Origin of the sequence: Microcoleus sp. CAWBG640, from assembly GCF_020883015.1 — a bacterium.
In the GTDB taxonomy this organism is placed as follows: domain Bacteria; phylum Cyanobacteriota; class Cyanobacteriia; order Cyanobacteriales; family Microcoleaceae; genus Microcoleus; species Microcoleus anatoxicus.
On the sequence record NZ_JAHRFC010000005.1, the window covers coordinates 94193 to 116457 of the forward strand.

At 44.9% G+C, this 22265-nt stretch carries 21 protein-coding genes; 13 read left to right on the top strand and 8 right to left on the bottom strand.

The window, feature by feature from the left end:
* Positions 1-4: 4 nt before the first annotated feature.
* Positions 5-352: a DUF5615 family PIN-like protein gene (locus AAFP11_RS04390; RefSeq protein ID WP_341735933.1), complete on the top strand. Its 348-nt coding sequence runs from the start codon at positions 5-7 to the stop codon at positions 350-352.
* A gap of 53 nt (positions 353-405) precedes the next feature.
* On the opposite strand, the gene AAFP11_RS04395 is transcribed toward AAFP11_RS04390, so the two are convergent.
* From AAFP11_RS04395 to AAFP11_RS04415, 5 genes are all read right to left on the bottom strand, one after another.
* Positions 406-1281, bottom strand: coding sequence for an Rpn family recombination-promoting nuclease/putative transposase (locus tag AAFP11_RS04395; RefSeq protein ID WP_341735934.1), 876 nt, complete (start codon positions 1279-1281; stop codon positions 406-408).
* 487 nt (positions 1282-1768) lie between these two features.
* Positions 1769-2518, bottom strand: a complete 750-nt coding sequence (locus AAFP11_RS04400) for a HEPN domain-containing protein (RefSeq protein WP_341735935.1) — start codon at positions 2516-2518, stop codon at positions 1769-1771.
* Entirely contained in the window at positions 2502-3572 is a 1071-nt protein-coding gene (locus tag AAFP11_RS04405) for an AAA family ATPase (protein ID WP_341735936.1), read from the bottom strand. The genes AAFP11_RS04400 and AAFP11_RS04405 overlap by 17 nt, the downstream gene beginning before the upstream one ends.
* A 242-nt stretch (positions 3573-3814) precedes the next feature.
* The gene (gene topA, locus AAFP11_RS04410) at positions 3815-6688 is read right to left on the bottom strand and encodes a type I DNA topoisomerase (RefSeq protein WP_341735937.1); all 2874 of its coding nucleotides are present in this window, start codon (positions 6686-6688) and stop codon (positions 3815-3817) included.
* A gap of 923 nt (positions 6689-7611) precedes the next feature.
* The gene (locus AAFP11_RS04415) at positions 7612-10707 is read right to left on the bottom strand and encodes a tetratricopeptide repeat protein (protein ID WP_341735938.1); all 3096 of its coding nucleotides are present in this window, start codon (positions 10705-10707) and stop codon (positions 7612-7614) included.
* A 58-nt stretch (positions 10708-10765) separates the two neighbouring features.
* Here AAFP11_RS04415 and AAFP11_RS04420 point away from each other — a divergent pair, with 58 nt between their 5' ends.
* The 3 genes from AAFP11_RS04420 (at position 10766) to AAFP11_RS04430 (ending at position 13251) form a co-directional block, all read left to right on the top strand.
* Positions 10766-11053, top strand: a complete 288-nt coding sequence (locus AAFP11_RS04420) for a BrnT family toxin (RefSeq protein WP_341735939.1) — start codon at positions 10766-10768, stop codon at positions 11051-11053.
* A complete protein-coding gene (locus tag AAFP11_RS04425; RefSeq protein WP_341735940.1) occupies positions 11046-11342 on the top strand; it encodes a hypothetical protein in 297 nt (98 codons plus the stop codon). Before AAFP11_RS04420 ends, AAFP11_RS04425 begins: the two co-directional genes overlap by 8 nt.
* Before the next feature lie 334 nt (positions 11343-11676).
* Complete coding sequence (locus AAFP11_RS04430; protein ID WP_341735941.1) at positions 11677-13251, top strand: NAD(P)H-quinone oxidoreductase subunit N; 1575 nt, start codon at positions 11677-11679, stop codon at positions 13249-13251.
* A 154-nt stretch (positions 13252-13405) separates the two neighbouring features.
* Here AAFP11_RS04430 and AAFP11_RS04435 read toward each other — a convergent pair whose 3' ends face one another.
* Entirely contained in the window at positions 13406-14017 is a 612-nt protein-coding gene (locus tag AAFP11_RS04435) for a Uma2 family endonuclease (RefSeq protein ID WP_341735942.1), read from the bottom strand.
* Positions 14018-14083: 66 nt separating this feature from the next.
* Here AAFP11_RS04435 and AAFP11_RS04440 point away from each other — a divergent pair, with 66 nt between their 5' ends.
* The 5 genes from AAFP11_RS04440 (at position 14084) to AAFP11_RS04460 (ending at position 16057) form a co-directional block, all read left to right on the top strand.
* Positions 14084-14266: a hypothetical protein gene (locus tag AAFP11_RS04440; protein ID WP_341735943.1), complete on the top strand. Its 183-nt coding sequence runs from the start codon at positions 14084-14086 to the stop codon at positions 14264-14266.
* Positions 14267-14482: 216 nt separating this feature from the next.
* Positions 14483-14746, top strand: coding sequence for a hypothetical protein (locus tag AAFP11_RS04445; RefSeq protein ID WP_341735944.1), 264 nt, complete (start codon positions 14483-14485; stop codon positions 14744-14746).
* Positions 14730-15329 carry a Uma2 family endonuclease gene (locus AAFP11_RS04450; protein ID WP_341735945.1) on the top strand — a complete coding sequence of 200 codons (600 nt, stop codon included), beginning with the start codon at positions 14730-14732 and terminating at the stop codon, positions 15327-15329. Before AAFP11_RS04445 ends, AAFP11_RS04450 begins: the two co-directional genes overlap by 17 nt.
* 91 nt (positions 15330-15420) lie before the next feature.
* Entirely contained in the window at positions 15421-15648 is a 228-nt protein-coding gene (locus tag AAFP11_RS04455) for a hypothetical protein (RefSeq protein ID WP_341735946.1), read from the top strand.
* Complete coding sequence (locus AAFP11_RS04460) at positions 15629-16057, top strand: GNAT family N-acetyltransferase (RefSeq protein WP_341735947.1); 429 nt, start codon at positions 15629-15631, stop codon at positions 16055-16057. Before AAFP11_RS04455 ends, AAFP11_RS04460 begins: the two co-directional genes overlap by 20 nt.
* A 2-nt stretch (positions 16058-16059) precedes the next feature.
* On the opposite strand, the gene AAFP11_RS04465 is transcribed toward AAFP11_RS04460, so the two are convergent.
* Positions 16060-16422: a Spx/MgsR family RNA polymerase-binding regulatory protein gene (locus AAFP11_RS04465; protein WP_341735948.1), complete on the bottom strand. Its 363-nt coding sequence runs from the start codon at positions 16420-16422 to the stop codon at positions 16060-16062.
* A 175-nt stretch (positions 16423-16597) separates the two neighbouring features.
* Positions 16598-17041: a DUF4332 domain-containing protein gene (locus AAFP11_RS04470; protein WP_341735949.1), complete on the bottom strand. Its 444-nt coding sequence runs from the start codon at positions 17039-17041 to the stop codon at positions 16598-16600.
* 67 nt (positions 17042-17108) lie between these two features.
* On the opposite strand from AAFP11_RS04470, the gene AAFP11_RS04475 reads away from it, so the two are divergent.
* The 4 genes from AAFP11_RS04475 (at position 17109) to AAFP11_RS04490 (ending at position 22077) form a co-directional block, all read left to right on the top strand.
* The gene (locus AAFP11_RS04475) at positions 17109-18518 is read left to right on the top strand and encodes an aminopeptidase P family protein (protein WP_341735950.1); all 1410 of its coding nucleotides are present in this window, start codon (positions 17109-17111) and stop codon (positions 18516-18518) included.
* A gap of 59 nt (positions 18519-18577) precedes the next feature.
* A complete protein-coding gene (locus AAFP11_RS04480; protein ID WP_341735951.1) occupies positions 18578-20269 on the top strand; it encodes an adenylate/guanylate cyclase domain-containing protein in 1692 nt (563 codons plus the stop codon).
* 76 nt (positions 20270-20345) lie between these two features.
* The gene (locus AAFP11_RS04485; protein ID WP_341730758.1) at positions 20346-21329 is read left to right on the top strand and encodes a GntR family transcriptional regulator; all 984 of its coding nucleotides are present in this window, start codon (positions 20346-20348) and stop codon (positions 21327-21329) included.
* Between the two features lie 85 nt (positions 21330-21414).
* The gene (locus AAFP11_RS04490) at positions 21415-22077 is read left to right on the top strand and encodes a nitroreductase family protein (RefSeq protein WP_341735952.1); all 663 of its coding nucleotides are present in this window, start codon (positions 21415-21417) and stop codon (positions 22075-22077) included.
* Positions 22078-22265: the final 188 nt, after the last annotated feature.

Here is a 22265-nt window from a genome sequence, read left to right on the forward strand (position 1 = left end):
ACCTATGGCGCGTATCTATGCAGACGAACAATTTCCCCGACAAGTTGTGCAAAATCTGCGGTCTTTGGGGCATGATGTCCTGACTGTTCAAGAAGCAGGAAATGCTGGACTACCTGATGAGGATGTATTAGCATTTGCGATCACTCAAAATAGGGCTGTTTTGACCGTCAATCGGCGCGATTTCTTTCAACTGCATAAGCTGGAACCTGACCACTCTGGTATTATTGCCTGCACGCGAGATGACGATATTGCTAAACTGACTGCCAATATTCATGATGCAATATCTACTGCTGAGACATTGACGGGAAAAGTGATTCGAGTCTATCGTTCTGGGCCGCCGTCCATATCTTAATTTAGCGAGTAAAGTGAATTAGCTATTTAAGCCCTCAATAACTCGCTAAATTCTTATCTTTCCGACTGCTGCACCTCCAACCAAGCCTCCAAATCCGCCATAGTAGCAAAATCCAACAGCGCTTCACTCAAATCTTCGAGCACTAGCAAGGGCAGATTAGCAAGGCGCGATCGCATTTCCTCAGAAAGTTCTTGCCGCAACCGACGGGTTAATTGTCGGACAATCAGGGCACAGGCTTCTGCCTGCCGTCCTTCCTGCCGTCCTTCCTGCCGTCCTTCCGCCTTAGCTTCTTGATAGAATCTCGTTTCCTGTAATGTAATTCCCAACATTGATTCCACCTCGGCTCGACTCAACGATGTAAATTTGTACGACATAATAGTTGCTATTATATCTATAATCTCGCGACCTGCTGCTGGTGGAACTTCTTGCTGCACTCTGCCCAGCAAATATCTTGCTTCTGCTGGTGCTTGAGTCTCCCCGACAGTCGTCAACACCATCAGCGCAATCCCTAAAGGCAAAGCGCGAATATCCCCCAACTCATCCAAGCACACCCGATGCACCTGATTGCTGTTGAGCAAAGCTCGATAAGGATAAACATCGCTTTGTTCGACGTTGCGTGATGGATAAATTACCACAGCTTGCCAATCGCTGTAACGACTGCGATTGCGGTAAAAGTATAAAAACGATTCGCCAAACAACCGTTCGTAAAGCTGTTCGTCTTTCTGAAACTGAACTTCACAAAAATAGACAATGCCCGGTTCCTCAGATTCTGGGGGCAAAAATACGCCGTCAATTTCAAATTTAGGTTCTTTGACTGCAACCGAGTCAAAGCGATAATTGGCAGCATTTGCTGGAGTTGTCGCCAGTAGATCGAACAGCAAAGTGGGCGCTTGTCCGAACAGTTTGTAGAAGATTGAATCCCGCCGCATGAAAGATTTGCACTCAAAGAGACAAATTCATACTACTGCATAATGGTTCGCGCAAAATATGCGATCGGCCTCAATCCAAATCTCGAAATATGCGTTAGCGAAGCCCTCGAAGAGGATCGCCCTTAATTCAAATTTTATTAAAAGTTCGATATGCAAAAACCGAAGCCCTAAAATAACAAAGGCTCGTTAATGAGCCTTCGCCAAAATATAAATTTTGGTATTCAGAACGTCTTTACCGGAATTCCTCGACCCTCGTAGGTAACGGGATGTCATGATTAGATCGTGTCTGCTGCATCCATGTCTTTAATATAGTTCATGGTTTGGATATGTGTCAATTTTTAACCAGGAAAAGTATGAAAATTTTCCAGTGACAGATTCTCTAAAAAACCCGGTTTGTGAGGCCCCATGCGTAAGTCCTATTCTGGTAAGTCACGAGTTAAAGCAACTTCCTGATATAGCTCTAGGATCGTGTCAATTCTTTTTACATTCACAGGACTTGATGAATGCTCTCAACAATCTGTTCAATAAAGTCTACTGCATCCCCAACAAGCACCTCATCAATATTCCATCTATCTCCGATGTTAAAACTTGGATCTATATCAGCTTCATGAGCAATCTTATTTCTCCGATCAACTATGGAATTGAGTTGTTGCTTAATATCTTGTGCTGGTCTGCTTATCTTCTTAGCCACCTCATCCCACAACTTTTTGTCTGAAATATATCTGATTGCATCAGCAATTTTGTCTGCCTGCTGGAAGCTCTGATATCCCAGACGTTCCCTAATCTCATCTTCCAACCAAGAGGCATTATTCAGCCTCTTCACAACGCTACTTGATATTGCAGGGATTAAGGCTGCAACTGTATAAGATTGTTGGAGAAAAGCATAACCGTGAGTTTGTTCAATTTCAGTTTCAAGCCATGAGGCAATATCAATCGCCGCTAATCGCTCCTGACGAGCGCCACCCAACGACACTTGAAAACGTGAGAATGCTGACTGAGTAGTATTTGCTGAAGGCGTTGGTTCAGAACGTTCTCCTCGATGAATTTCTAACATTCCTAACGTTACAACCTCATGCACGTAATAATCCAACGCGCTCACTGCAAGAACTAGCGCGGCTCGTAGCATATCTGACACATCTAGCGCACCAGTAGCTTGAGCTTTAACGGAATTATGAAGGGCAATTAGGTCTCGGACGCGACTAATGCTAATACGAAATTGGTCAAGCGCTGACTGCATATACGGAGCTTTCTGAACTTAATGCAATGATTTTATCTGCTAAGTCTGAAAAAGTTTGTCTAAACTCTTCCTGCTTCTTCTGGTTTTGCTCCAAGACAACCCCTTGTTGTACCAATTGCTGAGGCGTTAAGGCATAAACTGGTGTTCGATGTTCTTGAGACAGAGCAATCAGACTGTTAAAGTTTGAAATCTTCGCAAGGGAGAGGCTGTCATTAAGTTTCTGCTCCCGGTAAGCCTGGTCTGGCAGCATCATATTGCTTTGGCGTAGGGTGGGAATCAATTTGTCAGAAACAGTTTTCTCAATCTTCTCAATCCAGGTTTGGAAAGCAGCAGTTTCTTTGCCTCGAATGATTCGATAGTTCTGAACAATTGTCCCTAAAAAACGTAGAGTAATGTCAGGAAACGGATAATTTGCTTCTTTCAGGATTTGGAGTGAGCTTGCCGACTTTGCCCAGGCATACCATCTTGGCAAGACCTTAGCCAAAGAGTCGATTGCCATCACGGAGAAAAAGTCAGCAGTAGTAGGCACTAAGAAAAAGTCACTGATCATCAGCAGATTCTGATTAATTGAACCTAAGCTTGGACTCATATCAATCAGCATATAATCTGCATTAAACTTAGTCGCTGTCTTTTCAAGCAAATCATTGATAGAACCTGGTAAATTCTTCAGAGTTTGAATTGAGCCACTTAATTCTTGAGCAATACCTAGTGTCACTTCATACTCAGCCAAACCAACATTACCAGGTAGAAGAAATAAATCATCCCGACGTTGTATTGGGATACAATCCACAGCTTCAATTGCTTTTGGTTGTGACTCAAAAGCGGGAGCGAGTCCTGTCTTTATGTTTGAGGTGGTATTGTAGATTTCTTGAATTCTTGCCTCATCATCCTCAGTTGCTTCTCCCAGAGCGATGCCAGTGAGGTTACATTGTGGATCGGTATCCACAAGAATCACTCTTTTTCCTTTCTCAGCAAGCATCCAGCCTAGATTAAACGTAGTTGTGGTCTTACTAACCCCGCCCTTGTGGTTGAATAGGGCAATTTTCTGAACCATTGCATCAAGCCTTTTGGTAAATGTCGCGATCGCTGTTCATCCCAAACAGAACCCAGAAGGCGAAGAATTATTTCACCTCTAACAATAAGTATAACATAGACTAAAACCAAATTTTAATGACTGAAGTCCTTACTACAAACCTAAATTTGTCAAGTCTCTTACCCACAAAGAAACCCGATCGCACTTGGGGACATTCCCCCCGTGCAAACCGGGTTTCTCGATGAGTGAAAGCTACACTAAACTCAAGTTGTCTTCTTCTTAGTCGCAGTCGTCGTCGTTTTCTTAGCAGCAGTGGTTTTCTTAGCCGCCGTTTCCGACTTCGCCGCAGTAGTTGTTTTCTTCGCCGCAGTGGTTTTCTTCGCAGTAGTTGTTTTCTTCGCAGCAGTTTCCGACTTCGCCGCAGTTGTCTTCGTTGACTTCTTCGACTTGCTAGATTTTCCGCCGCCCGCTGCTTCCTTCGCTGCTAACAAATCCAATGCTTTTTGTAAGGTGAAATTCTCCAGAGATTCATCCTTAGCCAAAGACGCATTGATATCTCCGTGTTTGACGTAGGGCCCATAACGGCCGTCGTAAACATTGAGGAGTTCCCCCGATTCTGGATGCGCGCCCAATTCCTTCAAAGGTGTCGCTGTTTTGCTGCTACCCCGAACTGCTTTCGGTTGCGCTAATAGTTCCAATGCCCGATCGAGCGTTATAGTCAAAACATCATCAGGAACCTTGATCGATCGATAATCCTTACCAACCTTACCCTGGTCATGCACCACATAAGGCCCGTACATCCCCAAAGCAGCCTGCACCTTCGCCCCCGTATCCGGGTGAGTCCCCAACAAGCGCGGCAGTGTCAGCAAGCTCACAGCCATCTCTAACGTCACATTATCCTTGTCCGTCCCCTTCGGCAAAGAACTCCGCTTCGGTTTCTTGTTAGTTTCAGTGATTTCTCCTAACTGAACGTAGGGCCCATAACTGCCAATCAGCACAAAAATCGGTTCCCCAGTTTCCGGGTGGAGACCCAATTGTTCCGGGCCTTCAGTCTTTTGCTTTAACAGAAACTCGACTTGTTCCGGGTCTAAATCCGCCGGAGTCAAATCTTGAGGAATCGATGCTTTTACCGGCCCTTCTTCCCTTTCAGCTTCCAGGTAAGCGCCGTATTTACCGATGCAAACTTTAGCAGAAATATTCTCCAATACCACAGTTCGGGCAACTTTGGCATCGATTTGACTTTCCTGTTCTTTGACTTGGGTTTGAAGTCCAGTTTCCCCTCGATAAAACTTGTCCAAATACGGCAGCCATTTAGCTTCGCCGGTGGCAATTTCATCCAGGGTTTGTTCCATTCTGGAAGTAAAACCGGTGTCTACTAAATCAGGAAAATGCGTTTCCAATAAAGTAGTGACGGCGAAAGCGGTGAATGTGGGAATTAAGGCGTTGGTGATTAATTTGGCGTAACCGCGATCGACTATAGTGCCGATAATACTCGCATAGGTACTCGGACGACCTACCCCTTCGCTTTCCAACATTTTAACGAGTGAAGCTTCGGTGAAACGGGCGGGAGGCTGAGTTTCGTGGCCAACTGCTTCCAAGTCTTTGCAAACCGGCTTATCACCCACTTTCAGCGCCGGCAAAATCACCTCTTGGTCTTCCAAAGCCGCATCTGGGTCATCGGAACCTTCCACGTAGGCCCGCAAAAAGCCGGGAAAATCGATGCGTTTCCCGCTGGAACGGAAACCGGCATCTTCCACCTGAGTCAGTAACGTGACGTGAGTTTGGCGCGCATCAGCCATTTGAGAAGCGACAGTCCGCTTCCAAATCAAATCGTAGAGGCGGAAGTCAACGCCATCTAGTCCGGTTTGCTGCGGAGTCCGAAAAGTGCTACCAGCAGGGCGGATAGCTTCGTGGGCTTCCTGAGCACCTTTGCTTTTGGTCGTGTATTTGCGGGGTTGCGGGCTGAGGTATTCGCTACCGTACAGTTCTTGGACACAACTGCGGGCAGCGGTAATCGCCTGTTCGGATAAATGCACCGAATCCGTCCGCATATAGGTGATAAAACCGCGTTCGTAGAGACTTTGGGCAATTCGCATGGTTTCCCGCGCCCCCAGCCTCAGCTTGCGGTTAGCTTCTTGCTGCAAAGTCGAGGTTGTAAATGGTGGCGAAGGTTTGCGCGTGACTGGCCGTTCTTCGAGATTGGTGACAGTCCAAGGTTTGTTTTGAATACGCGACAGTAAAGCCCGCGCCTGTTCTTCATTCAGCAAAAGTACACGGCGGCCTGCGATAATCCCGCCAGTATTTTCATCGAAATCGCTACCGTTGGCAACTTTTACATTGGCTACTGTTACCAGTTTTGCTTCAAATGCACCCCCCTGTCCCCCCTTACCAAGGGGGGTATTGTCCGAAGCCCCCCCCTTACCAAGGGGGGTATTGTCCGAAGCCCCCCCCTTACCAAGGGGGGTATTGTCCGAAGCCCCCCCCTTACCAAGGGGGGGGTTGGGGGGGGTCAAAGTCGCTTTTAAATCCCAGTAGCTACCTTGGCGGAAGGCGCGGCGTTCCCGTTCGCGGCATACCAACAGGCGCACCGCCACTGATTGTACCCGCCCTGCGGACAAGCCCCAAGCGATTTTTTTCCACAGTAGCGGAGAAAGGGTGTAACCGACGAGTCTGTCTAGAATCCGCCGAGTTTCTTGGGCTTGTACGACTCGATTGTCGATGTCGCGACAGTGAGTCAAAGCGTCGCGGATGGCTTCGCGGGTGATTTCGTGGAATACCATCCGTTTGATGGGAACTTTGGGTTTGAGGATTTGCAGCAAATGCCAGGAAATGCTTTCGCCTTCGCGGTCTTCGTCAGTGGCTAGAATCAGTTCTGTGGCGTCTTTGAGGGCGTCTTTGAGTTCTTTGACTATTTTCTTTTTATCTTTCGGGATGACGTAGAGGGGTTCAAAGTCTGCCTCCACGTTTACGCCGAGTTGCGCCCATTTTTCTCCTTTAACGGCTTCTGGTATTTCTTCGGCGGAGGATGGGAGGTCGCGCACATGGCCCATTGATGCCTCTACACGGTAGTTTGAGGGCAGGAAGTTGCGAATGGTACGGGCTTTTGTGGGAGATTCGACGATGACTAAGGTTGACATGGCATCTTTTATATATGGATGGCGGCGCAGAAGTGAGTGTTTAACTAATACGAGTGGGAAGTCCCGCACTCTATCCATTTACAGGATGAGTGACGGGATGAAAACGAGCAGCAAACAAATTGAGCGATAGCGAATCCATGATAGGATCGAACTAAGCGGGGATGATAAGAGTAGCCGTGGTGGGCGAACTTTCCGTTGTATAAAGGCTAGACACCACCTATCAGTTTCTTATTGGTAGCCCCAATATCCCGCTCAGCCGTAAAAGAGCTGATGGATGGGTGAAAAAATCAACAATTCTACTCCTTGGGACACAGGGAGTCTGCCTCGAAGATCAGTAATGATCTTGCTAGTTAGTACGACCTTCGGGTGAGTAAAACCTACGGAGGGAGGATAAGACCAGCTTAGAGATGGCTCTAACAAGGCTCTCCCGTTGAAAGAGGAAGCCCGCACTCTATTTGTTTACAAAATGAGTGTCGGGTATGTCACAGAGTGTATGTCAGATGTCAAGGCTTATGGGGAAATTGAGGGCTTATTTTCAAACTACCTTAATTTGTAAGTTATTGCCGATCGCCTTAAAGATGACAAGAAATTAGGAGATTGCAATGCCCATAAGTGTCAACTTAAGCTGTCAACCCGCAAAATCTGTTAGTGGACTCGCCAGTCCGACAGGGGTTAAAACCCCTGTCTAATAGCGAAAGTCCTCTCAAAGAGGACTGAAGAACTCATGAGTCAAGAGAGAGAGGACTTTCGCTTTGAGGCAGGGGTTTCAACCCTTGCCGGACTATGGGTTGTACCTTAAGTTGACACTCCTTGGGCACGTGCAGTCTCCTAACTATCGCGTCTCTACAAGATGCACTGGATGCTGAGACTGCTGGATACGGGCTGATAGTTCCTGGAAATCGATAGCCACACCACCCTGACTGTTATTTCCACTCGCCCTGAAGGGTAAAAGCAGACCAGTAATAGGGTGACTTCCATTTTTCCTGCTGCATCATTTCCATCTGCGCTGCCCTCAAAGCAGCCGCCGGTGCTAACTTTTGTTGGAGCATTTTCTGATAAAACTTTTCCATTAATACCGAAGTTCCTTCATCATCCACATTCCACAAACTCACCGCCATCCGCTGAGCACCCGCATACATAAAACCCCTGGTTAATCCCACCATTCCTTCACCTTTAATATTCTGCCCTAGTCCAGATTGGCAAGCACTTAAAACTACTAGATTTGCTGACAGTTTCAAGTTGAAAATATCATTGAGGCGCAAAAAGCCATTTACAGGATTTCCCTTGTCGTCAACCATCGACATCAGAATTCCTGACAGTTCGGGATTTTGGCTATTGGCAATGCCGTGGGTGGCAAAGTGAACGATTTGATAATTGGCTAAACTACCATCTATAGCAATGGTACGACTGGCTGAAAAATCAATTTTCTCACTGTTAGAAGCTGAAGGCACTAAACTTAATATTATTTGGGATTCTTGGCGGGTAAAGGGTAGGCGACTGGGCGGCCAGCCCAGATTGGAAGCACGGAGCGATCGATTTAATCCGAGGTTATTTGATTCTAACTTTTCCGTGGTTTCTTTGGTAAGCTTTCCTTTGATTCTTTCATCGTCTGGACTGAAAACTGGATCGGCTAAAATGGCTAAACTGCGATCGGGTAGTTTTCGATCTCCGTAATTTTGTCGGAGAATTCCGAGAGTTGAAGCGGAAGGCAGGATAATAATTTCATGTTTGGTAATTAAGGGAATATTGGGATTTTGTCCGGCTGTTTGGGAAATATTTAAAGCTGGAAAAGGGGTATAGTGTAGAACACCATCGGGAACGATTAATAAGCGTTTTTCTCCTAATTGGGCTGCGGCGGGTTGTAAAATTAATTGACTGAGATTTGCACTCGCTTCGGCAACTTTTTCGGGAACATTTCGTAAACGGGGGTTGGTAACGGTGTCTCGGAAATTCCGGGCGGCTGTTTCAATGTCGGCGCGTTTTGGCAATTCATAGCTAGTTAGTCCTTTTTGACTAATCACCCAAAGATAACTGCGGTCTTTACCAAGGGAATATTGCAATAAAATAGTGTTTTCATCAAGAATCTGTTTCTGAATTTCTGGGAGTGTTAAAGGTTGGGGTTGGGTGAGGGCGGCGTAACGGGGGCTGGTGGTACGAATTTGGGTTTGAATTTGCTGATATTGTTGCAAAAGTGCGAGGCGCTGTTTGTCGATTTCATCGATTTTAGCTGGATTGGGGTTAAGGTTGCTGAGTTCTTGAATGCGCTGTTTTTCAATGGCATCTAGTTGCTGTTTGGCGCGATTTTCCTGTTGTAGTAAATCGGGGGAAATGCCTTCGCGAATGTTAGCGTTTGTTTCTTGGAGGAGTTCGAGGAGACTGCGGGCGCGAGAACGTTCGCTGGCTTCTAAGGCTTTTGTATCATAACCGGATTTAGGGTTAGTTTTGTGCAGTTGCATTAACAAATCGATGTAGAATTCGTAGTAGTTTTGTACTGTGGCAAAGTATGAGCTGCGGAGTTCTGGGCTGGCTATTTTGGTGCGGAGGTTTTCGATGATTTTGAGAGATGCTTCGATGTCGTTGAGAGCTTCGGTAAGATTTCCGCGATCGCGTTTGACAAAAGCTACGTTGTTAAGGGTGGTTGCTTCCCCAGAGCGATCGCCCACAGCCCTTGTCAGGGGAAGGGATTGATTGTAATAGTCTAAAGCTTTCTGTTGCTCTCCCAAATCAGAGTAGACAGCCCCAATGTTGTTAAGGGTGGAAGCTTCTGTGCTGCGATTTCCCACAGCCCGACTCAGGGGAAGGGATTGATTGTAATAGTCTAAAGCTTTTTGTTTCTCTCCCAAATTTTTGTAAATTGAGCCAATGTTGTTGAGGGTGCTTGCTTCCAGACGACGATTTCCCACAGCCCGACTCAGGGGAAGAGATTGATTGTAATAGTCTAAAGCTTTCTGTTGCTCTCCCAAATCAGAGTATATTTTGCCAATGTTGTTAAGGGTGATTGCTTCCCCGCTGCGATTTCCCACAGCCCGACGCAGGGGAAGAGATTGATTGTAATAGTCTAAAGCTTTTTGTTGCTCTCCCAAATTGTTGTAAATTGAGCCAATGTTGTTGAGAGTGGTAGCTTCCCCAGAGCGATCTCCTACTGCTCGACTCAGGGGAAGGGATTGATTGTAATAGTCTAAAGCTTTTTGTTGCTCTCCCAAATTTTTGTAAATTAACCCAATGTTGTTGAGGGTGGCAGCTTCCCCACCGCGATCGCCTGTTGCCCGAAACAGGGGAAGCGACTGGCTGTAATACTCTAGCGCTTTCTGTTGTTCTCCCAATTCTGAGTAGACTAAGCCGATGTTGTTGAGGGTGCCAGCTTCCCCAGAGCGATCGCCTGTTGCCCGAAACAGGGGAAGCGACTGGCTGTAATACTCTAGCGCTTTCTGTTTTTCTCCCAATTCTGAGTAGACAACGCCGATGCTGGTGAGGGTGGTAGCTTCAATACGGCGATCGACTACTGCCCGACTCAGGGGAAGCGACTGGCTGTAATACTCTAGCGCTTTCTGTTTTTCTCCCAATTCTGAGTAGACTTGGCCGATGTTGTTGAGGTTAACAGCTTCCCCAGAGCGATCGCTCGCAGCCCGAAATAGGGGAAGGGACTGGCTGTAATACTCTCTTGCTTTGAGTTTTTCTCCCAAATCTGAGTAGGCTTTGCCGATGCCCATCAGGGCGATCGCTTCCCCGTGACTATCACGCGCTTCCCGATACAGTTTTAATGCTTCTTCAAACAGGACGATCGCACCTCTTAAACCTTCCGCCGTTCCTTGCTTATAGAGTTGTAGTCCTTCCTTTAATGCTTTTTCACCAGCCTCGCTACTATTAGTTTGTGCCGTTTCTACAACTTTGCCAACCGGCACGGCTGCTGAAACTGGCGGACTTAACTGAAGCGAAAGCGCGATCGACATACCAGCCAAAACTAATTTAGTGCGATCGAGCATAACCACCCCTTTTATATTTTCTTCAATCTTACTCATTAGCCCGAACTTTGGGTATTATTTTCAAAGTACCTTAAAGCGATGTTAAAATTGAAACATGGATAAAGTGTACATACTAGAAGGTGTTGAGTTTGAATGGGACACAAACAAAGCCGAGAGCAATCTAGAAAAACATGGCGTTAGTTTTGAAGAAGCAGCAGAAGTTTTCTTCGATCCATTCTATCAGGAGGGAGACGCTACTACCAATGACGAACAGCGTGATTTTATCCTTGGCTACTCCCTTTCTCAACGCCTATTACTCGTAGTTTATGTAGAACGCGGTCTGCGAAGCCGCATCATTTCTTCCCGTCCTGCTACCCGCACAGAAAGAAAATTATATGAATAATCCAGAATCAGAAATTAAATTGCAATTGCGATCGCGTATAACAGAAACAGTCTCGATTCAAATCCCAACAGATACTTTAGAATCACTTAAAAAAATAGCGGCGAATCGAGATATCTCTGTAGAAGCACTGCTGAAGTTTTATATAGGGCAAGGCCTGCGGGCAGACTTAACTAAAGCCTTTTCAGAACGCCTGCTGGATACAACTGCTCAAGTTCTGGCCAGACACCTTGATTCGGAAGCAGAAGTATCAACCATTCTCCGAGAAATTAAAGCTGAAGCGGCGCGTTAATGAATTATGTGCGATCGATCTATCAGGAAAATCTACTGCTCTTGAACCCAAACCAATTGGCTTTTTTTGGTCGTCCCCAGGCTCTGTCTGGGGACGAATATCATCCAGAGGCTCTACCTCCTGTTTGCGCGTGCGATCGACCAGGCAGAGCCTGTAGACATGGGTTCCCAGGCAGAGCCGGGGAACCAGTTGAACCTAAGATATCGCAACAAACACGGACAAAACTGGGAACGGGAGGCTGTAATCGTCTACAATCCAATTTGGTAAAGAATTTCTAACATTTCACTGCCCATTACAGGCTTTGGGGCCTGTATTACCCAACTTGTCTGAAAATATGGATTTTGCTACTCTTGCCGCCCAGCTAAATGCTGGAACTATATTGCCAGAGGGAATCATCATTGTCACCCTCTTGGTTGTCCTCGTCGGCGATTTAATCGTCGGCCGCAGTTCCTCTGGTTGGACTCCCTACGTGGCTGTTGCCGGTTTGCTAGCGGCCGTCGGTGCCTTGTGTTTGCAAGCGGACAACACTAATACTATCTCGTTTCTAGGCGGTTTTAATAGCGATGCCTTGAGTTTAGTATTTCGCGGAATTATTGCTTTGACGGCGGCTGTCACTATTTTGATATCCGTCCGCTATGTATTGCAAACTGGGACTGCTTTAGCAGAATTTATCGGCATTTTGCTCACCGCTACTTTGGGGGGAATGTTCCTTTCCGGTGCTGATGAATTGGTGATGATTTTTATTTCGTTGGAAACCCTCAGTATCTCGTCTTATTTGCTGACGGGTTACACAAAACGCGACCCGCGTTCCAATGAAGCTGCTTTGAAATATCTGTTAATTGGTGCTTCTTCTTCGGCGGTGTTTCTCTACGGGCTGTCGCTGTTGTACGGATTGTCTGGTGGCGAAACTACATTAAGTGCGATCGCCTCTCATCTTTCTACTGTTAATGAGGGTCAATCTCTGGGTTTGGTAATTGCGTTGGTATTTGCGATCGCCGGAATTGCCTTCAAAATCTCAGCAGTTCCCTTCCACCAATGGACTCCAGACGTTTATGAAGGTTCGCCAACACCCGTTGTGGCCTTCCTTTCTGTCGGTTCAAAAGCAGCAGGTTTTGCCCTAGCAATCCGCTTGTTAACTACGGTTTTCCCCGTACTTATCGAACAGTGGCACTTCGTATTCACAGCCCTAGCAATTCTCAGCATGGTGTTGGGAAATGTAGTCGCCCTTGCCCAGACTAGCATGAAGCGGCTTTTAGCTTATTCCTCGATCGCCCAAGCCGGTTTTGTCATGATTGGTTTAGTTGCAGGAACCGAAGCCGGTTATTCCAGCATGATCTTTTATCTGTTGGTTTACCTGTTTATGAATTTAGGCGCTTTCGCCTGCATCATTCTGTTCTCATTGCGGACTGGAACCGACCAAATTAGCGACTACTCCGGTTTGTATCAAAAAGACCCGCTGTTAACTTTGGCCTTGAGTATTTGTTTGCTTTCCCTCGGTGGAATTCCGCCACTAGCTGGATTTTTCGGCAAAATCTATCTATTCTGGGCTGGCTGGCAAGCTGGACTTTATGGCTTAGTTATCTTGGCATTAGTTACCAGCGTAATTTCGATTTACTACTACATCCGCGTCGTCAAGATGATGGTGGTGAAAGAGCCTCAAGAGATGTCAGATGTTGTCAAAAATTATCCGGAAATTCGCTGGAATCTTCAAGGAATGCGGCCTTTGCAAGTCACCGTTGTACTGACTTTGGTGGCGACAACTTTGGCGGGTATCCTGTCGAATCCTTTGTTTAATATGGCTAATGATGCTGTTGCTAACACTCCCATGTTGCAGTCGGCTTTGAGTCAGGTACAGCCTGTGGTAGCTGCTGCAAAAATCGAATCTAACTTGTTGTCTCCCCGGAATTAAGTTTACCTGGTTTTGAGAGATGGGAAAGCGCCTGACTTTTTGAAGTTGGGCGTTTTTTTTGTGGGTGCGATCGGCGGTTTCAACCGGCCGAAAGTCAAACCAAGTCTGCCTTCGCAGACTAAGAGATAAAGCAATATTTAAGCTGGATTTGATATCATAGATCCAATACTTGCTCTGCTGTCAATGCTAATTCGGGGAAAGTTCGGGATATAATGCGATCGCTCCCTCGGTAAGCACTCATTTGATAAACCCCATTTTCATCGAGCAGGTAAACAAAAACAGTCGGCTCTTTCGGGTTGCCCAAATAGTTTCTGCTACCCAACGCTAAATAATCAACAATCCAATATTCAGCAATTCCCAGACGCTGATATTCATCCAGTTTGTCGATATAATCATCTTCCCAATTTGTCGAGACAACTTCTACCACTAATTGTGGAGGTTCAGTTAGAGCTGAATAAGCGAATGGCTGAGATTTCCAGATGGTTTTATCTACTACAGTAACATCGGGGTGGCGGCCTTGTTCTTTACCATTCTGGGTTAACGTTCTCAGCATAAATCTGCCAGATACCCTGTAATTTAGAGGGACGCGATCGACTTCTCTATCAAATTGTTTGATGAGAAAATCGGCAACATCCTCATGTAGTCTTATTGGTAAGATTCTCACAATTTCTCCATTTACCAGTTCATAACGGCCTTCATCGGGAAGTTGCTTGATAAATTGTTCAAAAGTAAGCAGTTGCTTCGTTTGGATTGGTGATACAGTCATAGTTGGCTCTCATTTAGCTGCATTTTAAAACTATTCGCTAACCATTTTAACATATATTAACTTAATATGAATAACTGCAATGACGTAGGCCTCACTTTTTACGATGTTCCCCATCAAGTTCAAAAGTTTGATGATACCCTGGTTGCCCTAGTTCAGACTGCCACTTCACCCACCGAATATAGTCTCCTGGCAACTCCTCTTTTAGCCGAAGTGAAAAATCTCCAACACCTGTTCCAATTTCCAGTGTAGACCCTGACACGCGCCCTCCCCAGCAATCGGTTACTGGAGCTCGATCGCTTTTACAGCAGATTGCAAGTTTATGAGATACAGTAGCAATAGTAACCAGTAGTTAGCGTAAAGCTTTTAAGAATCCCTCTCAGAACTCAATAGCAGGCAATAGAGCGATTGCTCTGTTACCTGCTTGTCCAGCAGATCGGGAAGCAAGTGTGCGTGAAGTTTGCGCTAATGGTACGCAGATTAACACAGATGCAACTTAGTGTAGAGGTGAAAATGTTAGTACAAAGTAAGCAAAAAATTTATACTTTAGATGAGTACCGGGAGTTAGAGGAAACTGCTGAGTTTAGAAATGAATATCGCGATGGAGAAATTGTACAAATGGCTGGTGGTACGATCGATCGTAGTCAAATTATAGGTAATATCCATGCCTTCTTGAAATATGCTTTGCGAGGTAAAAGTTTGTACGGAGGTAAAAATGTTAGCACCAAGTAAGCAAAAAATTTATACTTTAGATGAGTACCGGGAGTTAGAGGAAACTGCTGAGTTTAGAAATGAATATCGCGATGGAGAAATTGTACAAATGACTGGTGGTACTATTAATCACAGCCGGATTATCCGAAATTTGAGTAGAATTTTGGGAAATTTGCTTGAGGAGAATTCCTATGAGCTTTTTCACAATGATTTGCGGTTGTGGATTCCTCGGTATCGACGCGGAACTTACCCGGATGTTATGGTAATTGCAGGAGATCCTATTTTTAATGAGGGACGCAAGGATGAAATACTCAATCCGGTGCTGATTGTGGAAGTGCTTTCTAAGTCTACCAAGGATTTCGATAAAGAGGACAAGTTTCGGTTTTATCGATCGATTCCTGAATTCCGAGAATATGTGTTAGTAAGCCAATACGAATTTTTAGTAGCACAATATATTAAAACTGAATCGAATGAGTGGTTATTTCGGGAATATGAAGGAGAATCAGCAATAGTTTCCTTTGCTTCTGTGGAAGTGCAAATGTCGATGAGCGAGATTTACGCAAAAGTGGTATTTGAAACAGACGAGACAGAATTGCCTCAGTAATTTGGTTCCTAGGGGCGAAGCATTCAGGCAGTAAATCCCTGGTTCTAACGAATAAATTATTGCCCGGAATGCTTCGCCCTTCCAAAATTGAGTGCATCCACTACAAACACCTATTAAATTTCAAGTAAAATTAGATGAATGGGCTTCGGATCAAGACCCTTTTTTCCGGGATATTTTTTATAAGCAGTTGTTACCGGAGTTGAAGCAGCGGGGGAAAACGGTGTTTGTGATTAGTCACGATGACCGCTATTTTGATATTGCCGATCGCGCAATTAAACTAGATTATGGTAAAATAGAGTATGACCGACAAAATGGATAATTATCGGATGGTTGAAACTCTGACATCAAGCCAGGTTTCCGATTTGATGGAATTATACAAAAACGAATTCTGGTGTGACAAACGCACCCGCGAGGATGTGGTAAAAATGCTCGCCGCTACTGATGTTATCATAGGTTTTGTCGATGAGGGCGATCGGCTAATTGCTTTTACCCGCGTCATCACCGATTTTGTCTACATAGGAACGGTTTTTGATGTCATAGTCCACCCGACACACCGAAAGATGGGACTAGGTTTGAAGTTGATGGATGCAGTGGTAAATCATCCTAAATTGCAAGCTGTTGAAAGATTAGGACTTTACTGTTTGCCGAAGATGATACCCTTTTATGAACGGTGGGGTTTCAGTGATGATGTGGGCGGAGTTAAGTTTTTGCGGCGAACAACTGGCTAAACTCAGGTTGTTGAAAGCCCCAATTTTTCTCGAATTGCGTCTTCTTTGAAACCTACTAAAACCGCTGTTCCGTCTTTAACAAAAAGAGGACGTTTTAGCAGCATCGCATCCTTAGCAAACGCCTCAATCCACTCTTTGTTTGTCCAATTGTTCCGAACTTCGCCCAAAGCACGGTAAGATTGACCTGAAGTATTTCGCATGGGTTGAAACCCCAACGAATTTACCCATTTTTCAATCATTGCGCGAGTGGGTGGATTTTCTTTGGTGTTAATGAACTCATAGCTGACTCCGCTATCTTCTAGCCATTTGAAGGCTTTTTTGCAGGTTCCACAGTTGGGGATTCCGTAAACTTGAATTGACATCATATTTGGGAATTGGGAATTGGGCATTGGGCATTGGGCATTGGGCATTGGAATTAACACAAATAACTAATAACTAATAACTAATAACTAATAACTAATAACTAATAACTAATAACTAATAACTAATAACTAATAACTAATAACTAATAACTAATGACTAATAACTAATGACTAATGACTAATAACTACTGACTAATTTTGCATCTTCAACCCATTTTTGCACGCGATCGACTGAAGGAGTCAAATCGTTCCGCTGCATTGTGGCTACGTGCAGCCTCAATATTTGTTGGTGCAATCTCCCCACGGGCATTTGAGCTAGTTGAGCGGGAGAAGCGACGCCTGCGTGGAGTAACAGCCCGCAATACTCACACCCTACACTGGGAATTCGAGCCAAATTGGCCATCGCTACCCATTTGTTAATGTATCGAATATCAATGTGCAACTGATGCGCTAGCGATACCTTCGCCGTTGGTGTTTTAGTTTGGCAAATTAGTTGGGCGATGGTGTTAATTCCGCAGGTTGCTAGTTGAGACTGGTCTTCATTGCTTAATCCGGGCAAATTTGCGATCGGCCAATCCGGCGCTTCCCTAGAACTATAATTGGTTTTATGATGATTTTTCATGGTTTTTTTAAGGATTTTAGTTATATTTTAAAGTATAAATATAAAACAGTCAATAGAGCCGATCGCCATGAATATTTTCCCTGATTACGAATTGTTAACAATTGCTTTGCGTCAGCGAAGAGAAAAACTGGCGAGTTTAATTGATTTTCCCACAATTCTCTGGTCTGGTCGCAGTATTTCTCGTAATTATCCGGCTCTGAAGTTCCCTTTTCGTGCCAGCAGTCACTTTCTCTATTTTGCGGGTTTACCTTTAGAAAATGCGGCGATTCGTTTAGAATCTGGCAAGTTAGAACTGTTCATGGATGACGCACTTCCTAGCAGCACCCTGTGGCATGGAGAAATGCCGAAAAGAGCGGAAATTGCGGCACTAATGGGGGCTGATGCTGATTTTCCCATGGCCCAGTTGAAATCGCGATCCTCTTCGAGGGCTCCGCTAACGACTGATGCAGCAACTATACCAGTTCAGGATAGTTTGATTTTGTGGCAACAGTCACAAATTCTCGATCGCCCTTTGACACCATCTCAATCACCCGCAGGCATTGACCTAGAACTAACCAAGGCAATTATATCACTTCGTCTCACCCAAGATGCTGCAAGTTTGGCAGAATTACGAGCAGCGGCTGCTGTCACAGTGGCAGCCCACAAAGCCGGAATGGCCGCCACTCCCACAGCTCACATCGAAGCTGGTGTTCGTGCTGCAATGGAAAGTGCGATCGCATCGCAAAATATGACCACTGCTTATCCAAGTATTGTCACCCTACACGGAGAAGTGCTGCACAGCGAACATTATCACAATTCGCTACAAACAGGAGATTTACTATTAGCAGATGTGGGTGCCGAAACAGCAATGGGATGGGCAGCAGATGTGACTCGCACTTGGCCCGTTTCGGGAAAATTTTCTCCTACTCAGCGCGCCATTTATGATGTGGTTTTGGCAGCCCACGATGCTTGTATTGACAAGATTACTCCTGGTGTTGAATACCAAGATATTCATCTGTTAGCTGCTCAGACGATGGCGGCGGGATTGGTTGATTTGGGTATTTTGCAAGGTGATGTTGAAGATTTGGTAGCTAGGGATGCTCACGCGCTATTTTTTGTGCATGGCATCGGACATTTAATTGGGTTAGATGTTCATGATATGGAAGATTTAGGCGATTTGGCTGGCTATGAAACAGGGAGAGTTAGAAGCAGTCGTTTTGGTTTGGGATTCCTGCGGTTAAATCGAGTTTTACAGGAGGGAATGCTGGTATCCATCGAACCTGGATTTTATCAGGTTCCGGCTATTTTGCACAACCCCGAAACTCGGACAAAATATAAAGATTCTGTAAAGTGGGACGAGTTAGAAAAATTTTCAGATGTTCGTGGAATTAGGATTGAAAATGATATACTCGTAACAGACAGGGGGAGAGAAGTTTTGACTGCAAAATTGCCTACTCAGGCTTCAGAAATTGAAAATTTAGTTACGGTAAATGCGTAAGTATATCTCAAAATAGAGTTTTACTTGTGCAGTTAGATTGGGTTTGAAACAAGATAAATATGAACAAAGCTTGGAAGGTAGGTTTTTTAATGCTGGTGGAAAGGCTGGCAATGCAAGTCCAAAAAATCGCAGCAGCGACAGTTGCGAGCATTTTTCGGAAATCTGTATCCGCACCGCCACCCATGCAAGCTGCAATCTTCCCTAGCAATGAAGAAGAAAGGCTACAAGCACTTCACAGTTATAATATTCTCGATACAGATGCAGAAGGAGCTTTTGATGATTTAACAGCTTTGGCATCCCACATTTGTGGTACTCCCATTGCTTTAGTTAGTTTAGTTGATGCTAATAGGCAATGGTTTAAATCAAGAGTTGGTTTAGAAGCAACAGAAACTCCTAGAGAGTTGGCGTTTTGCGCTCATGCTATTTTAAACCCTAATGAATTGCTAGTTGTACCCGATGCTAAAGAAGATGAGCGTTTTGCTGGGAATCCTTTAGTCACTTCTAATCCAAATATTCGATTTTATGCTGGTACTCCTTTAGTAACTGCTGATGGTTTTCCGATTGGGACTTTGTGTGCGATCGATACAGTCCCTCGGCATCTGAACCCGGAACAATTAGAAGCGCTCAGGGTTTTAGGAAGACAAGTAATCAGTCAAATGGAGTTGCGGATTAATTTAGTTAAGTTAAATCGCTCCATCAAAAGGCAAAAACAAGTAGAAGCAAAACTGCGCGCTTCTGATGAGCAAATCGTGAATTTCTTAGAAGGAATGAGCGATGCTTTTTTTGCTTTAGATCCCCATTGGCGATTTACCTATGTCAATTACAAAGCTGCGAAGTTTTTGCACCGCAAACCGGAAGAAATTTTTGGTAAAAATATCTGGGAAGAGTTTCCAGATTTGTTTAGCTCAGTATTTTACAAAGAGTTTCAAGAAGCTGTATCTAAACAAGTGGGAATGAGTTTTGAAAAATATTATCGTCATTTAAAAATTTGGTTGGAAGTTAGGGTTTTTCCTTCCCATGACGGCATTTCTGTGTTTTTTCATGACATCACCAAACGTAAGCGGATTGAATCGGCTCTCAGGAAAGAACAGAAAAAAACTAATGGTTTATTGCTAAATATTTTACCAGAGGCGATCGCTGACAGATTGAAGTCCCAACCGGGGGTGATTGCTGACAAGTTTGAACATACCACTGTCCTGTTTGCTGATTTGGTGAATTTTACTCAAATTTCTACTACGATGTCGGCGACTAAATTGGTGTACTTGCTCAATGAAATTTTCTCAACTTTCGACAAATTAACAGAAAAGCACGGTTTAGAAAAGATTAAGACGATCGGGGATGCTTATATGGTAGCGGCTGGTATTCCCATTCAACGGCTAGATCATGCAGAGGCGATCGCCGAAATGGCCATGGATATGCTAGCAGCAATTAAAGAATTAAATGTGAAGCTAGAAGCGAAATTTGACCTCCGCATCGGGATTAATAGCGGCCCGGTGGTAGCGGGAGTCATTGGTACTAAAAAATTTATTTACGATTTGTGGGGAAATGCTGTAAATACAGCCAGCCGTATGGAATCTCACGGCCTACCAGGTCGGATTCAAGTTAGCATCTATAGTTACGAATTACTCCAGGAAAAATATGAATTTGAAGAACGGGGCTCGATCGAGATTAAAGGCAAGGGGGAAATGCAGACTTATCTCCTGAAGGGAAGGAAAACCTCAAGTGATGATCCAAATAAGATTATGCTATAGAGAGAGATATCCGATCCCTAATGGGCCCGGTACTCACCTATATAAATATTAAGTTGAAGTCCTTGGAGCCTTTAAGATGGTTCAATTTCATATTCAAACAGATAGTGACATTCCAGCCTCCACGCAACTGTTCAATCAAATCAGGTTTGCGATCGCCTCGCGACAATTTCCGCCTGGACACCGCTTACCCAGTACCAGACAACTAGCCATGCAGACGGGTTTGCACCGCAACACCATCAGCAAAGTTTACCGACAGCTAGAAAATACTGGACTCGTGGAAGCTCAAGCCGGATCGGGGATTTACGTGCGGGCTCAAGGCCACGAAGGCGGCAGTAAACTCAAATCTCCCATCCTGGATGAATATCCTCTGGCAAACAAGATAGTGCAAGAAAGTCTGGATCAACTGCTGGGACAGGGCTGTACCCTCAACCAAGCCAGGGAATTATTTTTGGCCGAAATTGACTGGCGGCTCCGGTGCAGCGCGCGGGTGGTCGTCACAGCCCCCGCTGAGGACATCGGCGTAGGAGAGTTGATGGCGAAAGAACTCGAACAAGCTCTGCGTATCCCCATACAGTTGGTGGCGATGGAAGATTTGGGTACTTTTTTGGATCAAATCTCTTCGGGTACTGTAATCACTAGCCGCTATTTTATCGGAGAAGCTGAGTCGATCGCCGCACCTCGTTCTGTGCGAGTTATTCCCGTAGACATTTACGATTATGTTCAGGAGATCAAGTTAGTGGGGGGTTTGCCGAAAGACAGTTATTTGGGTTTGGTCAGTCTCAGCCCTGGTATGCTGCGATCGACTGAAGTAATCATTCACAGTTTCCGGGGAGAGGATTTGCTGGTGATGACGGCGCTGCTGTCAGACACCTACAAAATTAACTCCATCGTGCGATCGGCCAGAACAATCTTTTGCGACCAACCAAGTTTTGCTACAGTAAAAGCTGCGATTAACGCCGCCAGAGAAGATATTATTCGTCCGCCCCAACTGGTATGCTGCGAAAATTACATCGGTTCTAAGTCGATTAATTTGCTCAAGCGCGAGTTGGGGTTAGGATAAGTCAGTTGACACGAAAAGCAGTTAAAGTTGTTATTTGTTGTTCTAATAACGAATAACCCATAACCCATCACCCATGAATATTGAAATGCAGCCTTCAATTAATGTCAAAACAGCCATCGAAAGCCGCCGGGCTGCCCGCAGTTTCAGACCCGATCTAATTCCACCAGAAATTCTCAAAGAAATTTTGCGCTTGGGAGTGCGATCGCCTTCCGGTTACAACTTACAGCCTTGGCGGTTCATCATACTCCAAGACCAAACAAGTAAGGAAAAATTGAAAGCCTGTGCTTTCGATCAGCGCCAAGTTGTAGAAGCCCCCATTGTATTAATTTGCTGTGGCGATCGGCGCGCTTCTCAACCCGAAAACATTGAAGCCGTCATTGAATTGGGTAAAGCCGTGGGTGGGGTAAATGATACTTTAGCCGATTATATACGCGGCGCAATCCCGCAATTGTTCGAGTCTCATCCTAGTTTTGACTCCTTAGAAGCTTGGACAAATCGCCAAACAATGTTAGCTGTAGCTCATTTAATGATTGCAGCCAAAAGTTTTGGGGTGGACAGTTGTCCCATGGAAGGTTTTGTAGCCTCCAAGGTGAAAGAAGCCTTTAACATTCCCGAAGCAGTAGATGTTTGTTGTTTGCTTCCCCTTGGCTATGCACAAGAACCTTTCAAAAAATACGGCGGACGTTTTAATTTGGATCGAGTTTATTACAGCGAAAGTTATGGAGAATCTTTACGATTTAAAGTTTGAGATTTGAGATTTTACACTTTCCATAAAAGTGCGTTGCAGCCCAATTAATAGGACTTACAAATTTCAACATAATGCTGTCATTCACAAAGGTTGCCAAACATCTCAAATTATGGCAGAACAGGTTATACTGCGTAAGTTCTATTTAACACAGACAACCTACTTATCGAAAATTTCAAATATCAAATCGA

What these genes read in the sequence shown, in the direction of transcription:
- AAFP11_RS04390 (WP_341735933.1), top strand. Translation starts at nt 5, where the DNA reads ATGGCGCGTATCTATGCAGACGAACAATTTCCCCGACAAGTTGTGCAA.
- AAFP11_RS04395 (WP_341735934.1), bottom strand. Translation starts at nt 1,281, where the DNA reads ATGCGGCGGGATTCAATCTTCTACAAACTGTTCGGACAAGCGCCCACT.
- AAFP11_RS04400 (WP_341735935.1), bottom strand. Translation starts at nt 2,518, where the DNA reads ATGCAGTCAGCGCTTGACCAATTTCGTATTAGCATTAGTCGCGTCCGA.
- AAFP11_RS04405 (WP_341735936.1), bottom strand. Translation starts at nt 3,572, where the DNA reads ATGGTTCAGAAAATTGCCCTATTCAACCACAAGGGCGGGGTTAGTAAG.
- topA (WP_341735937.1), bottom strand. Translation starts at nt 6,688, where the DNA reads ATGTCAACCTTAGTCATCGTCGAATCTCCCACAAAAGCCCGTACCATT.
- AAFP11_RS04415 (WP_341735938.1), bottom strand. Translation starts at nt 10,707, where the DNA reads ATGAGTAAGATTGAAGAAAATATAAAAGGGGTGGTTATGCTCGATCGC.
- AAFP11_RS04420 (WP_341735939.1), top strand. Translation starts at nt 10,766, where the DNA reads ATGGATAAAGTGTACATACTAGAAGGTGTTGAGTTTGAATGGGACACA.
- AAFP11_RS04425 (WP_341735940.1), top strand. Translation starts at nt 11,046, where the DNA reads ATGAATAATCCAGAATCAGAAATTAAATTGCAATTGCGATCGCGTATA.
- AAFP11_RS04430 (WP_341735941.1), top strand. Translation starts at nt 11,677, where the DNA reads ATGGATTTTGCTACTCTTGCCGCCCAGCTAAATGCTGGAACTATATTG.
- AAFP11_RS04435 (WP_341735942.1), bottom strand. Translation starts at nt 14,017, where the DNA reads ATGACTGTATCACCAATCCAAACGAAGCAACTGCTTACTTTTGAACAA.
- AAFP11_RS04440 (WP_341735943.1), top strand. Translation starts at nt 14,084, where the DNA reads ATGAATAACTGCAATGACGTAGGCCTCACTTTTTACGATGTTCCCCAT.
- AAFP11_RS04445 (WP_341735944.1), top strand. Translation starts at nt 14,483, where the DNA reads ATGGTACGCAGATTAACACAGATGCAACTTAGTGTAGAGGTGAAAATG.
- AAFP11_RS04450 (WP_341735945.1), top strand. Translation starts at nt 14,730, where the DNA reads ATGTTAGCACCAAGTAAGCAAAAAATTTATACTTTAGATGAGTACCGG.
- AAFP11_RS04460 (WP_341735947.1), top strand. Translation starts at nt 15,629, where the DNA reads ATGACCGACAAAATGGATAATTATCGGATGGTTGAAACTCTGACATCA.
- AAFP11_RS04465 (WP_341735948.1), bottom strand. Translation starts at nt 16,422, where the DNA reads ATGATGTCAATTCAAGTTTACGGAATCCCCAACTGTGGAACCTGCAAA.
- AAFP11_RS04470 (WP_341735949.1), bottom strand. Translation starts at nt 17,041, where the DNA reads ATGAAAAATCATCATAAAACCAATTATAGTTCTAGGGAAGCGCCGGAT.
- AAFP11_RS04475 (WP_341735950.1), top strand. Translation starts at nt 17,109, where the DNA reads ATGAATATTTTCCCTGATTACGAATTGTTAACAATTGCTTTGCGTCAG.
- AAFP11_RS04480 (WP_341735951.1), top strand. Translation starts at nt 18,578, where the DNA reads ATGAACAAAGCTTGGAAGGTAGGTTTTTTAATGCTGGTGGAAAGGCTG.
- AAFP11_RS04485 (WP_341730758.1), top strand. Translation starts at nt 20,346, where the DNA reads ATGGTTCAATTTCATATTCAAACAGATAGTGACATTCCAGCCTCCACG.
- AAFP11_RS04490 (WP_341735952.1), top strand. Translation starts at nt 21,415, where the DNA reads ATGCAGCCTTCAATTAATGTCAAAACAGCCATCGAAAGCCGCCGGGCT.